This is a genomic window from Brevundimonas sp. ABV4_179, assembly GCF_056311945.1.
In genome coordinates this window covers 2,307,607-2,321,523 of sequence record NZ_CM149976.1, presented here as the reverse complement: position 1 = coordinate 2,321,523, position 13,917 = coordinate 2,307,607, and the positions used below count along the sequence as shown (strand labels likewise).

The following is a 13,917-nucleotide window of genomic DNA, read 5'->3' as shown; positions in this document are numbered from 1 at the left end:
CAACGCGCACCGACCTTCGAGACGTTTCCACATGCCGGCTAGAAGCACGCCCCCAAGGGTCGCCGACATCGTCGCGGCCAGTCTCCACGCGCATGGTGTGCGCCACGCCTTCGGCATGCCCGGCGGGGAGGTCGTCACGCTTATCGACGGCCTCGGCAAGGCCGGCATCGCCTTCCATCTCGCCCGTCACGAGACGGCGGCGGCGATCATGGCCGCTGGCGCGAGCGCCATGACCGGCCATCCCGAGCTCCTCGTCACCACGGTGGGCCCGGGCCTGACCAATGCGGTCAACGGCATCGCCGACGCCGCCCAGGAGCGGGCGCCCCTGATCGTCGTGTCGGGCGTCGTCGATCGAGCGACCCGGGCGCGCTACACCCATCAGGTCATCGACCACGCCGCGCTCTTGCGGCCCCTGGTCAAGGCGTCGTTCGAAGTCGAGCCCGAGAGCGCGTCCTCGACTGTCGCGCGCGCCATCGCGATCGCGATGACGGAGCCCCGGGGTCCGGTTCATCTGGACCTGTCGCCCGCGACCGCGGCGGCGACCGTACCGGCGCAGGCGGCGGTCCAGCCGCCGGTCGTCCTGACCCCGTCGGTGACCGAGACAGATCCGGCGGTCCGCAGGATCGCCGAGCGGATCGGCCAAGCCAAGCGACCGCTGATCATCGCCGGCTTCGAGGCGGCGAGGGATGGCGCCGGCGACGCGCTCCTTCAGCTGGCGGAGGCGATCAACGCTCCGGTCGTGACGACCTACAAGGCCAAGGGCGTCATTCCGGAGGATCACCCGCTCTCCCTCGGCGCCGCCGGCCTTTCGCCACTGGCGGACCGCATCCTGTTCGATCTGGCGAGCCAAGCCGACCTGCTCCTCCTGATCGGCTACGACCCGATCGAAATGCGCCTCGGCTGGCTCGATTTCGTCGACGATCCGTGGAAGCTGATCGAAGTCGGCCGTTCACCTCCCGACCACGGCATGCACCATGCCGCCATTCAGGTGACGGCCTCGACCAAGGCGTTCCTGGACGGGCTGAACAACGCCGTCCGCAGGCGCGGCGCGTGGACGAACGATGAGCCGACCCGCGCCAAGGTCGATCTCTTTCGCCTCTTCTCGCCGCAGGCGCTCTGGGGCCCGCACACGATCGTCCATCTCCTGAACAGCGCGGCCGGTCCGGATGCGATCGTGACGGTCGACAGCGGCGCCCATCGCATCCTCCTGTCGCAGAAGTGGAAGGCCAGAAATCCGCTCACCCTCCTTCAGTCGGCGGGATTCTGCACCATGAATGCGGCTCTCCCGCTCGCCATCGGCGCCCAGACGGCGGATCGATCCCGGCGGGTCTTCGCGGTGATGGGCGACGGCGGCCTCGAGATGGGGATCGGCGAGCTCGCCACGGTCCGCGACCTCGCCCTGCCGTTGACGATCGTCGTCTTCCAGGATCGCAGCCTCGCGCTGATCGAAATCAAACAGGCCGCCGCCGGTCTTGCGACCGCCGGGGTGACGCTCGGCGAAACCGACTTCGCCGCCGTCGCCAGAGGGTTCGGCGGTCACGGCGTCAACGTGGAGAATTCCAATGACCTACGCTCTGCGCTTGAGGCTGCCGCCCTTCGCGACGCGTTCACCCTCATCGCCTGCCGGTTCGATGTCGCCGGCTATGACGGCGCCTTCTGACCCGGAAGCGGCGCCGCAAACGCGCGCCTCAAGACCAGCACGCGACCCTCGCCTCGATTTCTTCCGGGGCGTCGGCATGCTCATCATCCTGGTCGCGCACATCCCCAACGACCGATGGGCCCTGTGGATTCCGGCACGCTTCGGCTTCTCCGACGCGACGGAGATGTTCGTGTTCCTGTCGGGCATGGCGTCAGCGATCGCCTTCGGCGCGACCTTCGATCGCCACGGCGCGACGGCGCTGATCGCCCGCGTCGTCCAGCGCATCTGGCAGATCTACTGGGCCCATGTGATCGTCTTCATCGCCGTCGTCGCCCTTGTGACGGTCGCGGGAACCACCCCCGATGGCGTTTCCTATCTCGGCCGGCTCAACCTGATCCCGTTCGTCGAGGATCCGGCGAGGCTGCTCGTCGGCCTGCTGACGCTGACCTATGTGCCGAACTATTTCGACATCCTGCCGATGTACATCGTCATCCTGGCGCTGCTCCCGGTGATGGTGTTCGCAGAGCGCGTCCACCGCGCCTTGCCGTTCGCGCTCATGGCTGTCCTGTGGGCCGCCGCTCAATTCGGATATGCGAGCTTGCCGGCCGAGCCCTGGTCCGACAGGGCCTGGTTCCTCAACCCGTTCGGATGGCAGCTGCTCTTCTTCACGGGCTTCTTCATCATGCGCGGGACCGTCCCCACGCCGGGCAGGAGCCGGCGCGTCCTCGCTCTCGCCATACTGTGCGTCGTCGCGACCGTGCCGTTCGCCTGGTATGTCCTCCTGAACGCCCAGCCGCTCCTGCGCTCCGCCGCCGCCGCCCTGGCGCCGCTCACCGACAAGACGGATTTCGGCGCCCTGCGGCTCGTTCACTTCCTCGCCCTCGCCTACATCGCCGTCTACGTCGTCGGCGAGAGAGGCGAGCGTCTCAAGGGCCTCGCCGTGCGTGTGATCAGCGTCGTCGGCCAGCAGTCTCTCGCCGTGTTCGTGACCAGCATGGTCCTGGCGCAGGCGATCGGAATCGCCCTCGACGCCACCGGCCGGAGCGTCCTTCTGGAGGCCCTCGGCAACCTTGCGGGTTTCGCGGTCGTCATCGGCACGGCCTATCTCGTGCGCGGATTCAAAGCCATGCCTTGGAAGGCCTGAGCCGATGACGGACAGCCTCCCACCCGCCAGCCTGTCGGGGCTGCGAATCCTCGATCTGTCCCGCATCCTGGCCGGCCCCACCGCGACGCAGTTGCTGGCGGACCTCGGGGCGGACGTCATCAAGGTCGAACGGCCCGGCGTCGGGGACGATACGCGAAGCTGGGGACCGCCGTTCGTTCCGCGCGCCGATGGCGCCGACAGCGACCTCAGCGCCTATTTTCTTTCCGCCAATCGCAACAAGCGATCGATCGCCATCGACCTGACGACGGCGGAGGGCGGGGCCCTCGTCAAGCGCCTCGTCGCCGTCTCGGATGTCGTCGTCGAGAACTACAAGCCCGGAGACCTCGACCGACGCGGTCTGGGGTATGATGACGTGCGCAAGATCAAGCCGGACATCGTCTGGTGTGCGATCTCGGGCTTCGGACAGACCGGGCCCTATGCCGACCGCACCGGATACGATTTCCTCGTCCAGGCGATGGGCGGCCTCATGAGCATCACCGGCGACAGCGATGCGGCCGGAGGCCGACCGGTCAAGGTCGGTGTCGGCGTCGCCGACGTCATGTGCGGCATGTACGCGACGGTCGGCATTCTCGCCGCGCTTCGGCACCGCGACCGCACGGGCGAGGGCCAGTATATCGATCTGGCGCTCTACGACAGCCAGGTCGCCTGGCTGATCAATGCGGCCACGAACCATCTCGTATCGGGCAGGACGCCCGGGCGGATCGGCAACCGGCATCCGAACATCGCGCCCTACCAGACCTTCGGGACGGCTGATGGCGAGATTGCAATCGCCGTCGGCAACGACGTACAGTTCGGTCGCTTCTGCGCCGCGATCGGTCTTGCTGAACTCGCCGATGATGAGCGGTTCCGCCGCAACCGGGATCGGGTCGCCAATATCGACGCACTCGACGACGTCCTGACCGCGGCCTTGAGGGCGGACACGGCCGAGACTTGGGAGCGCCGCCTCGTCGCCGCCGAAATCCCGGCCGGGCGAGTGGCGACCATCGATCAGGTCGTAAATCACCCCCATACGCTCGCGCGCGACATGGTGGTGGAGATGTCGGGCTCCGACGGCCGTCCCCTGCGACTGCTCGGCAATCCCCTCAAGATGTCGGCGACGCCCGTGCGGTTCGATCGGCCTCCGCCGCATCTCGGCGAGCACAGTGAGGAGATACAAGTCGAGCTCTCCCGCCTAGAGACTGGCGACGGAAGTGAGCGATGACGGCTCACGCGGGTTGGTCGGGAGCCGCCGGCGTCATGGCAGGGGCGTCATCTGACAACGCGGCTTGACCTGGGCGGGCGTCGCAAGGCGTGCGCGCCTATCGACGCGCCTGTGGGCGGTTGACTTCCAGCGCCCGCGCGCGTCGAAAAGTGGGCCTGGCGGCGGGTCAGTTCTTCAGAGCTTCCCAGACCAGCGGAGCCAACCGCTGCATGTCGGGGTGGTGACCCGCGCCCTCCAGCGGAACGACCATGGCGTGACCGTTCGAGGCCGCCCTCAATTCCGCTGCAGCCGCGAAGGGCACCGTGGTGTCCGCGGTTCCATGGAACAGGATGACGGGAACCGTGATCCGCGCGATCGCCTGACGGTTATCGAAGCGATCAGGCATCACGCCGCGAACCCACCCCGGCGCGAAGTCGGCGATGGCGCCGAACGTCCCCAGAGTGGCGACGGCGGACACGGGCCACCGGGAGGCTCCCCCCAGAGCGACCGCGCCACCGAGCGAATGACCGAAAACATAGAGTTTCCCACCCGTCGGCAGGCGCTCGTACGCCTCGGCCACGAACGCATCGGCGTCCGCCGAGAGCCCGGCCTCGGTCGCCCTGCCCGGATTGCCGGAATAGCCCCGGTAACTGGTCATCAGCAGCCCATGTCCATTCCGGGCCAGGGCCTGGGCGTAGGCGCCGTCGCGATGGAGGTTTCCGCCGTTACCGTGGAAGTAGACGACAACGTCGCGCTCTTCGCCTTGGGGCGCCCAGTAGAGCCCCCTCAGCGTCAGCCCGTCCGCCGTCGTCACGGTCATCGGCTCGGGTTGGCGCTCCCAGGACGGCGTCGCGGCCAGAGGCGAGGGAAAGTAGATTCGGTCGCGGATCAACTGCGAACAGCCGCCCAGGAGAAGGAGCGAGAAAATCGCTGTCACGATTATCGGCAGGTTCTTACTTCGCATCCGATCCCCCAAACGCGACCCGAGAGATATTGATATCTCTCTTGACTGCGCCCGAACAGCGATCGGTCGATCAGCCCTTGCCCGGCCATCGAAGCGCCGGCTTGCGAATATTTTAGTTTGCGGCGTCGGACATCCGCAATACGCCAAGGGTAGACATTCCTAAATCTCCAACTTTCGGACGTTCCGGCCTTAAGATTGCAAGTCAGGCCGCCAAGCCAACCGATGCGGATCGGATGAACGGAGCCGGCGTTGCAGTGTCATGCTGAAAGGATCGATACCACTTGCTGGAGGATGTGCCTGCGGCGCAATCCGCTTCGAAGCTCGGTCCGAGCCTCTGCGGATCGGACTCTGCCACTGCATGACTTGCCGAAAGGCTCACGCGGCTGCGTTCAACCCATTCATCGTATTTCAAGCCGCGGTTGTCGAGGTGATCGGCAAACCGCGCAGCTGGCTTAGCTCGCCGGGCTATGACAGACAGTTCTGCGGCGATTGCGGATCACGTGTCATCGCGATCAACGGGGATGAGGTGGAAATCTCCCTTGGCAGCTTGGATGAGCCGGGGATGCTCGAGCCGCAGTACGAATCTTGGGTGGTTCGTCGCGAGCCGTGGCTTTGCGCCCTCGATAGACCGCAGCACTCTCGCGAACGGCATGCGTAACGTCACCGTTGCGCCACAAGCAGCCCTTGGCTCCAGTCCGCAAACTAGAGATGGCGCGGCGATCACAGCGCTTTATCGGCCTTGGACCAGCCGCGCGCAGAGCGCTCCCAATGGTGATAAAGCGCAAGGGCGAAAGCTTTGCGAAGATCTTGCGCGGCCTCCGTGACCACGTCGATCTCGTAGTCAAGGATTTGGGATTGATCCCAGATCACCAAGCCGTCGTCATCGCTTTCGCCAATCCACTTCCCGCCCTGCTCCAGGTTCTGCTGGTATCGATCGAGCCGGTTGGCGGCGGTGCGTCCGCAGGCGACGTCGCGACCTTCCAGCCGACACGACTGCCGGCTCTCAGGCGCATCGACACCCCAGAGCCGAATGCGCTGTTCCTGGATCTCCAGCGTATCCCCGTCGATGACCGTGGCGCGTCCCTCAATCGTCGGCTGCCGGTCCACGCCGCAGCCCGCAACGCAAACCGCCGCCGCGATCATACCGCCGACCCGAAGTATGTAGCCCCTGGCTAGCTCGGGGTCAGGTTCACCCAAGTCAGACTTCCACTTCGTCGTAGAAGTCCTCGGCATCGACGTCGAACTCCTCGAAGAAGGACTGGCGACGCTCCGCGGAGCTTAGGACGTTCTTCTTTTGCAGAATGACCTGGGCATTGTGATACCGGGCCAGCCATTCGAACTTTCGGGCTGTCCGCCGGTCGGTTTTCGTCTCTTCCCGCCCCTTGCGGATCAGTTCCGCGTGCCGTCCCAAAAACTCCAGATAATGCGCCGGACTGTCGAACTCGCCGATCTGCGCCAGATAGTCGATATAGCGGATGCCGTCGTCACCAGTGGCCAGCAGACCAGCCACCGCCTTCTTTTCGTCAGCATAGCTGTTGCCTGACATCCAGAGCCGTTTGTCGGCGCGATGTGCTTCAAGCAGTGCGTCATCCACGACTATCCGCGGATAGACGGCCTCGTCGGTTTCGATCTCATAGGCTCTGGCCAACGCCGGACCGAACACCGGACCCTGCCCCTTCAAGCCGATGTAGGCTTGTCCGACGGTCATGCCCCCTCGAACAAGAACACCCCGGTTCACCATTTCGATCTGGGCATGCACCAGATCGAAAAGCTCCCAGACCAGGGCCCCGTCGCGATACTGGGTGTTGTAGGGGCGAACCCGCACGATGGCGTCAGACATGGCGAACGCGAACGGCCGGCTTGTCAGGCGAGCGTCCTTGACCTTCACAGGCTTGTCGTCGTCCACCGACTGCCTGAATAGTTGCATCTGGTTCAGAACGTCCATGACCTCCGTCGCCTCGCGGCTCTTGAGGAGGCGCCGGAAGCCGAGGACATCGGTGAAGCTGACGATGCAGTCTTCGTAGGCCACGCTCGGCGGCGCGCCAGACGAAGACTTCCCCGCCTTGCTCGGAGCTTTGGTCATGGCCGGTGCAGGCGATCATGCCGTGCTTCGCCCTCCCACAGGCGAACATGCGCCAATGCCTTCTCCTCGGTCTCGAACGGAAGCACCCGCTGGATGCCGACCTTTGTCTCCCAGTGCTGGGCGCCGTCCTCGCCGGTCACGCACCAGACGGTCGCGTCCCGATTTTCGTAGATGACTTCGCGCATGGATATCAGGGCCTAACTCGAATGACTTGCGGTTGCAGCATAGCTTCGCCACATCCATATACGTGTTGCGCCAGCCCTGTCTCGGCGTTCGTTCGGGAGGCTGAAAATGGCGATCGTGAATTATTGGCTGAGCTTCAAGGTCTCGACGGATCGCTCAACCTCGAAAGGCGCCGACACGGTCCGTCGCCAATCCATCTACGACGCCGTCACAGCCTTCGATCCCGGCTATTGGGAGGAAACGACCTCCTTCATCCTCTTCGAAGCCCAGGACGATATCGATGCTGTCGGCAGAACTGTCGTCGCCGGGCTTGACGCCAGTCTCGACACCCTTGTCATTCGAAAGGTGTCCACCGCCGCCGCTCGTTACTGGGGTAAGGTGACGATGCCGACGTCTTTGCGCGGCTATGTGGCCAATATCACCCGGCTGTCCTGAGACGGTGGGTCGCGCTTGGGGCTGGCCTTGAACGTGATCGAGGCCGCTGGGGTCGCAAAGCTTGAAGATGGATACTGAGATCTCTGATTGGCTTCCCGGTATAGATATCGCCGTCAGCGGTGATCGCGGCGTCTTCCTCAGCCAGATGGCCGACATCGGTCGGGCGTCCGGGCGTTTCGATGTCGAACACCATCGCGACGCCGTGAGCACGGTCGGCTTCGACGCCGTGAACTTTCGGCTTCGGCGGGACGGTCCGCATTGGGCGTTGGGTTTTCAACTTCTGGCGCCTCCGGACACGGCGGGAGGGGTGGCCGTCGAAATGCGCGCGCAGCGCTGGAACCCCGATCCGCCGACTAACGCGGTCTATTGCGAAGCAGCCCGAGGTTTGGTGTCGCCACTGCTGACGGTGCTGAACCGGAGTCAGTCCACCCGATACCGTCTTCGGATCGAACGGTTCGGCTCCGATCGGTTCAAGATGTCCCCGCGAAATAAGGCCCTCCTGGACCGGTTCGCCCTCCTCGCGAACACGTCCTCACTGCATCCGCTCGATTGGAAACGATTCTATGAACTGGTCCGTGAAAGCCGCCAGGAGCTGCCGGAAGCCGAGCTTCGGCCCCTTCTGGCCGCGCGAGGATTCTCCACGGCCAAGGCCGCCGAGCTGGCCGAGCTCTACGGCCATCTCTGGGCGTTCAAGCGCCTTCACTAGCCGGGGCACCTTCGTCGGGCATCGCCGGTTCATGGCCTGACGCCTCGGACAAAAGCTGAAGGTAGTCCGGCGACAGCGGAACGCCGTCGGCTTCCAGCAGGAAGCGGCTGATGTGATGGACGTGGTTTGTCAGATCGTCGTTGGACATCACCCCGTTGAAATAGGTGCCGTAGGTGGCGAGTAGGACGTCCACGACGTCGTTGCGCGCCTTCTCGGGTTTGCGAGCGCCGATACCGCGCTGGATGAAGGACAGCATGTAGACGCCGTGACAGAAGGCGTTTCGCAGAATGAAGTGATGTGGCCAGTTTTCGTCGCGCGGATAGTCGAGTGGACCCGGTGCATTCTGGAAGACGGAATGAGCCACCGCGCTAACGGCGGTGTCGAACTTGTCGTGCATGGCGGGCGTGAGCCTCCCGCCGCGACGCACGTGAGCGAGATCGGATGCCGTGAAGAAGGCCTCGAACTCGGCGAGATCGGCCGAGAAGTTGGAGGAGCCGGCGAGGACCACTGACATCTGCGCCTGCGCCCATCCGGCGCGTTCGCGAAGTTGACCAAGGAGGGTTTCGTCGCCGTCGAGCGCGTGGTCCAGGAGCTCAAAGAACTCCTCGAACGCCTCGGTCTGATCGGTGTCGATCATCGCGTCCGGGAAGATTTCGTGGTCCGGGTTCAGGCGCGATACGTCACCGGTGCTTTTCAGGATCACGACCTGATCGGCGAACGGCTTCAGGACCGAGAAGCCGTCGCGCAGGGCCTGAAGGTTATCCGGCTTGAACCGCTCCATCACGACGTAGTCGGGGAGAACTGCCCGGTTCGCCTTGGACGCGGATAGGAAGGCCCGCAGTTCGTCGCTGGTCAAAGCATTGGTGTCGATCACCACGCGAAGCGGGCCCACGTTTTCGCTGACCGCTTCGAACATCATCACCTCCACACCTGTCCGCCTCGCATGATCATGCTCTGTCGATCAGGTGGCCCGGCATGAGCGCAGAGCGCAAGAAAAAGCCGCGCGCCCCCAAAGGGCGCGCGGCGAGTTTTCGGACGGGGGTGCGACGCTATTCGGCGGCGACTGAGTAGGCGTCGTCGTCATGCGACACCTCAGGGTCTTGATCCTCCGGCTCGGCCGCATCCGACACCGTCCGCAAGGGAACAGGAAGCCACCCCTCCCCTTCCACCAGCCGTTCGGCTGCCTCGGCCATGTCCGCCTTCTTGAACCCGGCGATGCGCCCCGCCTCCTCCGGATTGACGGCCTCGATCACCGCGTCCAGCACCCGCGCCTTCGACACGCGCGAGAAGGAACATCCGACTTGGGGGCAGGCCGCTCGCGAAGCGCTCGGCGATCCGGACAGGTTCGACGCCTTCGTGGCGGCGACGCTGGCGGCGGTGACGACGAACGAGGAGCTGTCGCCGACCTCCCGTCCGGGGTAATTCGACAGTCCCGATCCCGCAGTCCCCACCTGGGCCATGACGGCGGCTGAACAACGCGAACAGCAAAGCCTGCGCCTCGTTAATCTTCGACGAAGCCGGCACGACATGGACCAGGGCGGTCTGCGCGTACATCTGCGCTCGACGGCCGGTCGACGCCCGTCGTCCGTACAGGTGATCGGCGTGCCGCCTTCGACGCCGAAGGCCGGAACTCCGGCCTTCGGGCAAATGTTCGACGGAGCCGTCCAACGCGATCAGGCCCCGCGCGCTCTCGAGACGATAGAAGCTAGACCCGCGCGCTTGTCGTGGCGGCGCCGGCCGCGATCACATCGCGGGACCGGTAGGCCTCGCGCCAGGCGTCAGCCAAGACCTCCGCCAACATCGGCGCATCGACCCGGTCGAGCCTGATCAGCGTGACGCCGCGTTCGCCCCGCCGTCCGCCGTCCGAAGCGAAGGCATTGCTGCTGGCCAGAACAGCAGCCTGGGCGGAGGCGGACAACTGAACGACCGCCCATCCGCGTTCCGGCCATCCCAAGGTGGCGAACGTGCGGTCCGCCACCCGGAAACGGATGGTGTCCAGGATCGGATGCATCTCCACGGCTCCCAGTCGAAGGGCGAGCGCCTGAAACTCCTCCGCCGTCATACGCCCCTCCCCAAGGCCCGAACGGCTGTTGGGGACTGAGTCGGCAAGGATAAAAAGGTCAGCACAGGTTCTGGCACCGGGCCGATCGGGTGGCCTGAAACCTCGCGCCCGGCGTTCTGACACCCCTTGGACGGTCCGAGACAAGGCCCCCACCGGGTAAAGTGGCCGAATATCTCCGCACGACAGTTCCGGTCGTAGGATTGTCGACGCCCGCTTGCCGTACAGCGCGAACCGGCGTTGCCTTTCCGGCATGGAGGCGTCCCTCGACCATCGCCCGTTCCTTGGTTTCCGAAAGGAGCTCGCGTTCGGCCTGCGCGACGGCGTTCAGGTCTCGTGCGCGGCGGTAAGGGTCCGAGCTAGGCGGTCTTAGGCCGCGGGGTGAGGTCACGATAGGGTTCGCCGCGCCCACAGGCTTCAGCGCGCGTGACCACCGCAGTCTCGAAAGCGGAGAAGACCAGGATCTTGATGTTTCGATAGCGCATGCCGTCCGCGAGGGAGGCGGAGCTCGCCCGGACTTGGGAGAGGTGAGCGCACCAGTGATCAGCCTCGACCGTGATCACTCCAGGCTGCTGGTCCGGCTCGTTGTTCGCCATGCCATCCAGCGCCAGGTCGAGTTCGTCACGGGTCATCCACCGATCCTAGACAGAGTCGCGGCACGGCCCATCGTCGCGGTCAGCACAATCCGATTGACGCAACCTCGACGAGAGAACAAGGTTCGCTCGACTTTGGGGAGGTTGCGATGACTTGGTTGATTTCAGCAGCGATCCTGGCTCTGACGATCATGGTCGGCATGACCCTGGCGCCGACCGAGGCGAAGGCCTGGGGCGAGAAAGGTCATCTCACCGTCTGCGACCTTGCCTATCGCAATCTCACGCCGGCGACCCGCGCCGCCCTGACCGACCTGCTGCAGTCTCGCTCGGGCGGAATCCACGTCCCGGGACGAGGCCAGATCGCGGACCGCCACTACACCTCCTTCAACATTGGATGCCTGGAAGAAGACGCCATGCCGCGCCGTCACCTCCAGGACCATTTCATCAACGTCGGCCGGAACGTCCTGACGATCGACAGCGCGGCCTGCCCGCGCGACGGCAACTGCATTCTCTCCGGCATTGACCGCGATCTCGGCATCCTCAGGGACTCCTCCCGCTCACGCGAGGACCGGGTGTTCGCCCTGATGGCGCTCGGACATTGGCTCGGCGACATCCACCAGCCGCTGCACGTCTCCTTCGCCGACGACCGGGGCGGCAACCGCATCGGCGTGCCGAGCTTCCGCTGCGGGGGATCCAGGTACCGGTCCGATAACCTCCACTCCATCTGGGACGCCTGCATTCTGGAGGCCGGCCTGTTCGACCGGGTCCGCAGGCGCGCCGACTTCCGATCCACCTGGGGTGAAAGGACCATCACCTATCGGGCGGTCGATACACTGATGGCCAATACGAGCCTGGCCGAGGAAGAGACGATTGTCCGGGGCGACCCGCGCGCCTGGGCCGACGAATCCTTCCAGATCGCCTTGGCCCCGGCGACCCTCTATTGCGTCCGGATCGGCGCGAACTGCCAGTATTCCGACACCGCGCCGACGCTGGTCGGCAACGCTCCGAAACGCCGCCAGGTGATCGACGCCGCCTATCTGGCCGCCCATGATCGGGTGGCTGAGAACCGGGTCCGCTACGCGGGCTTTCGGCTGGCGCACCTGATGAACCAGGCGCTTGATCCGGGCTATACGGGCCCCACCGCGAACGGCGACCAACCGGCCTAGAGGCGAACGCCCTGACCCAAGTTCGATCGATGCCGAAATCCACGCTGAGGCGCGACCGTCCGCTCCCGACCGCCGCCATCCTGGGCGCCACCTTCGGCGCCTTCTTTCTGGTCACGACAGCCGCAGGCCTCGTTCATGGCTTCATGGACACGCGATCCAACGCGGCCTGGGCGGCCGCCTTGTCCGGTGAGGTCGGTGCCATGCGAACGGAACGCGAGGTGCGGCTCGTCATCTACGAGGGCGAGCATTTCGTCGCCTACGATCCGGACACTGACACGATCTCGTCTTCGCGAGAGGCTCCGCGAGGTTTCGAGCCCTTCTCCGGCGCCATCTCGATCGAGCTTCCGACCACCCTCACAATCGCGCTGGCCGGCGGCGCGGCGACCCTGGGCGCCAAGTCGTTTCTGGTCCCGGGTGAGGCGCTTCAACGCTACCGGTATCGCGCCGATCGGGTGGCGGAGCTGAGGCGCCTGGGCCGAGCGACCAGCGCGATCGTGGTCGGCGTCGTGGGCGTCGTCACCGGCTACTATGTCGGAGACTGGATCGGTCATCGTCTGGGCGTCTCTGTCTTTCCGCCCTCCCGCGACGACCTGGCCCGAGCGCTGAGACGCCCCGAAGTCTGGAAGATCCTCGCCGTGGATGTCTACGAACAGGCCGCGTCTCAACTGCGGGCCCGACGGGTCGCGATCGTTCAACAGGTTCTCACGACCCGTCATCGCCCTGTGCCGGATGCGCTCATCAGTCGGGCGTACGCGTGCGAATTCTACGCCGCCCCGCCCTCTCGGAATCATATTGCCTTGGCCGCATCTTCTGCCCGGAAGGTTCACAGCGAGTTGTGCCCCGACGCCTTGGGGGTTCACTTGGACGGGTCGATCAGGAGCGCCAACTTGGCGGCAATCCTCGATGCGGTCGAGCGAGAGGCGGAGGTTGCGGACCTCGTCGAGGCCTTGTTCTCCACCGGCGCGCCGCCTCTGGTCGATCGACCGGGCAGCTCCGCCAGACGTCCAACGAGCGACTCGGCGCTCTTGATTGAAGCTGGGGGCTGAGACCGAACCATGCCGCCGTCCAAGCCGCGCCGACGCTTTCCGCACAAGCTTTATCTGGTGCTGCTCGACAACCGGGACGGCCCGGCGATCCGAGACGGCCGGTCGCTCTGGGCGCTGCAGCGGCCGATGTCCTACTACAGCGGCCCCAAACGCGACGAGGAGATCATCGTGCCGGCGGGGTTCGTCACTGACCTGACCTCGATCCCGCGGCTGGTCTGGTCCTTCTATCCGCCCGACGGTCCCTGGGTGAAGGCCGCCATCGTTCACGACTTCCTCTACGACACCCAGGGCGATGGCCGTTGGAACGATACGGTCGGGGTGACGCGGGCAACGGCCTATAGCCGCAAGGAAGCTGACGACATCCTGCTGGAAGGCATGATCGAGCGGAACGTCGGTCGCTGGGAGCGGCTGGTGATTTGGCTGGCGGTCAATTTCGGCGGCCAGCGCGGCTGGGACCGAGCTGGCGAGATTCGCGCCGAACGCCAGAAACTCGGCAAGCCTATCGCGAAGAAGGGCGAGCGCGCCGTCTCTGCCCCCACCTCCGCCGCTTCCGATCGACAGTCATGAACACGTCACCGGACCGCTCGCCAAGGCCGCTGCTTCGGACCGATAGACGGCGGGGCGAGTTCAGTCTTCAACCCTCTGTCAGGGTCAGCCGTCGGCTAGCAGATCCGCCCCCCATGGATCGAGATCTCACA

Annotated in this window: 17 protein-coding genes; 9 read left to right on the top strand and 8 right to left on the bottom strand. The window is 65.3% G+C overall.

Translation table 11 applies throughout. The features are described from left to right. The first annotated feature begins 31 nt into the window (after positions 1–31). Genes ACYX4P_RS11150 through ACYX4P_RS11140 form a run of 3 tightly spaced genes read left to right on the top strand, consistent with a single transcriptional unit; the run spans position 32 to position 4,005 of the window. Positions 32–1,660 carry a thiamine pyrophosphate-binding protein gene (locus ACYX4P_RS11150; RefSeq protein ID WP_404417803.1) on the top strand — a complete coding sequence of 543 codons (1,629 nt, stop codon included), beginning with the start codon at positions 32–34 and terminating at the stop codon, positions 1,658–1,660. Beyond that, complete coding sequence (locus tag ACYX4P_RS11145) at positions 1,563–2,783, top strand: OpgC family protein (RefSeq protein ID WP_404417806.1); 1,221 nt, start codon at positions 1,563–1,565, stop codon at positions 2,781–2,783. Before ACYX4P_RS11150 ends, ACYX4P_RS11145 begins: the two co-directional genes overlap by 98 nt. A gap of 4 nt (positions 2,784–2,787) precedes the next feature. Beyond that, the gene (locus ACYX4P_RS11140) at positions 2,788–4,005 is read left to right on the top strand and encodes a CaiB/BaiF CoA transferase family protein (RefSeq protein ID WP_404417809.1); all 1,218 of its coding nucleotides are present in this window, start codon (positions 2,788–2,790) and stop codon (positions 4,003–4,005) included. Positions 4,006–4,171: 166 nt separating this feature from the next. On the opposite strand, the gene ACYX4P_RS11135 is transcribed toward ACYX4P_RS11140, so the two are convergent. Then, positions 4,172–4,921, bottom strand: coding sequence for an alpha/beta hydrolase (locus tag ACYX4P_RS11135; protein ID WP_404417812.1), 750 nt, complete (start codon positions 4,919–4,921; stop codon positions 4,172–4,174). Between the two features lie 286 nt (positions 4,922–5,207). Here ACYX4P_RS11135 and ACYX4P_RS11130 point away from each other — a divergent pair, with 286 nt between their 5' ends. After that, a complete protein-coding gene (locus ACYX4P_RS11130; RefSeq protein WP_472975056.1) occupies positions 5,208–5,606 on the top strand; it encodes a GFA family protein in 399 nt (132 codons plus the stop codon). A 62-nt stretch (positions 5,607–5,668) separates the two neighbouring features. Here the strand turns inward: ACYX4P_RS11130 and ACYX4P_RS11125 are convergent, their stop codons facing one another. The 3 genes from ACYX4P_RS11125 to ACYX4P_RS11115 are packed head-to-tail and all read right to left on the bottom strand — an operon-like array spanning position 5,669 to position 7,216. Next, complete coding sequence (locus ACYX4P_RS11125) at positions 5,669–6,091, bottom strand: thermonuclease family protein (protein ID WP_404417818.1); 423 nt, start codon at positions 6,089–6,091, stop codon at positions 5,669–5,671. Positions 6,092–6,146: 55 nt separating this feature from the next. After that, positions 6,147–6,977: a hypothetical protein gene (locus ACYX4P_RS11120; RefSeq protein WP_476069512.1), complete on the bottom strand. Its 831-nt coding sequence runs from the start codon at positions 6,975–6,977 to the stop codon at positions 6,147–6,149. Positions 6,978–7,027: 50 nt separating this feature from the next. Then, positions 7,028–7,216, bottom strand: a complete 189-nt coding sequence (locus ACYX4P_RS11115) for a hypothetical protein (RefSeq protein ID WP_404417824.1) — start codon at positions 7,214–7,216, stop codon at positions 7,028–7,030. A 106-nt stretch (positions 7,217–7,322) separates the two neighbouring features. Between ACYX4P_RS11115 and ACYX4P_RS11110 the strand changes: the two genes are divergently transcribed. Continuing rightward, the gene (locus tag ACYX4P_RS11110; RefSeq protein ID WP_404417827.1) at positions 7,323–7,649 is read left to right on the top strand and encodes a hypothetical protein; all 327 of its coding nucleotides are present in this window, start codon (positions 7,323–7,325) and stop codon (positions 7,647–7,649) included. A gap of 145 nt (positions 7,650–7,794) precedes the next feature. Then, entirely contained in the window at positions 7,795–8,355 is a 561-nt protein-coding gene (locus tag ACYX4P_RS11105; RefSeq protein WP_476069509.1) for a hypothetical protein, read from the top strand. Here ACYX4P_RS11105 and ACYX4P_RS11100 read toward each other — a convergent pair. The 4 genes from ACYX4P_RS11100 to ACYX4P_RS11085 all read right to left on the bottom strand — a co-directional run bounded on the left by ACYX4P_RS11100 (position 8,339) and on the right by ACYX4P_RS11085 (position 11,046). Next, positions 8,339–9,271, bottom strand: coding sequence for a hypothetical protein (locus ACYX4P_RS11100; protein WP_476069507.1), 933 nt, complete (start codon positions 9,269–9,271; stop codon positions 8,339–8,341). The genes ACYX4P_RS11105 and ACYX4P_RS11100 overlap by 17 nt on opposite strands. A 133-nt stretch (positions 9,272–9,404) precedes the next feature. After that, positions 9,405–9,815, bottom strand: coding sequence for a hypothetical protein (locus ACYX4P_RS11095; protein ID WP_404417836.1), 411 nt, complete (start codon positions 9,813–9,815; stop codon positions 9,405–9,407). Between the two features lie 245 nt (positions 9,816–10,060). After that, complete coding sequence (locus ACYX4P_RS11090; RefSeq protein ID WP_404417839.1) at positions 10,061–10,417, bottom strand: hypothetical protein; 357 nt, start codon at positions 10,415–10,417, stop codon at positions 10,061–10,063. Positions 10,418–10,773: 356 nt separating this feature from the next. Further along, positions 10,774–11,046, bottom strand: a complete 273-nt coding sequence (locus tag ACYX4P_RS11085; protein ID WP_404417845.1) for a hypothetical protein — start codon at positions 11,044–11,046, stop codon at positions 10,774–10,776. A gap of 110 nt (positions 11,047–11,156) precedes the next feature. On the opposite strand from ACYX4P_RS11085, the gene ACYX4P_RS11080 reads away from it, so the two are divergent. The 3 genes from ACYX4P_RS11080 to ACYX4P_RS11070 are packed head-to-tail and all read left to right on the top strand — an operon-like array spanning position 11,157 to position 13,786. Beyond that, entirely contained in the window at positions 11,157–12,173 is a 1,017-nt protein-coding gene (locus tag ACYX4P_RS11080; RefSeq protein ID WP_404417848.1) for a S1/P1 nuclease, read from the top strand. Between the two features lie 29 nt (positions 12,174–12,202). Continuing rightward, a complete protein-coding gene (locus ACYX4P_RS11075) occupies positions 12,203–13,219 on the top strand; it encodes a hypothetical protein (RefSeq protein WP_404417851.1) in 1,017 nt (338 codons plus the stop codon). Between the two features lie 9 nt (positions 13,220–13,228). Next, the gene (locus ACYX4P_RS11070; protein ID WP_404417854.1) at positions 13,229–13,786 is read left to right on the top strand and encodes a DUF1353 domain-containing protein; all 558 of its coding nucleotides are present in this window, start codon (positions 13,229–13,231) and stop codon (positions 13,784–13,786) included. Positions 13,787–13,917: the final 131 nt, after the last annotated feature.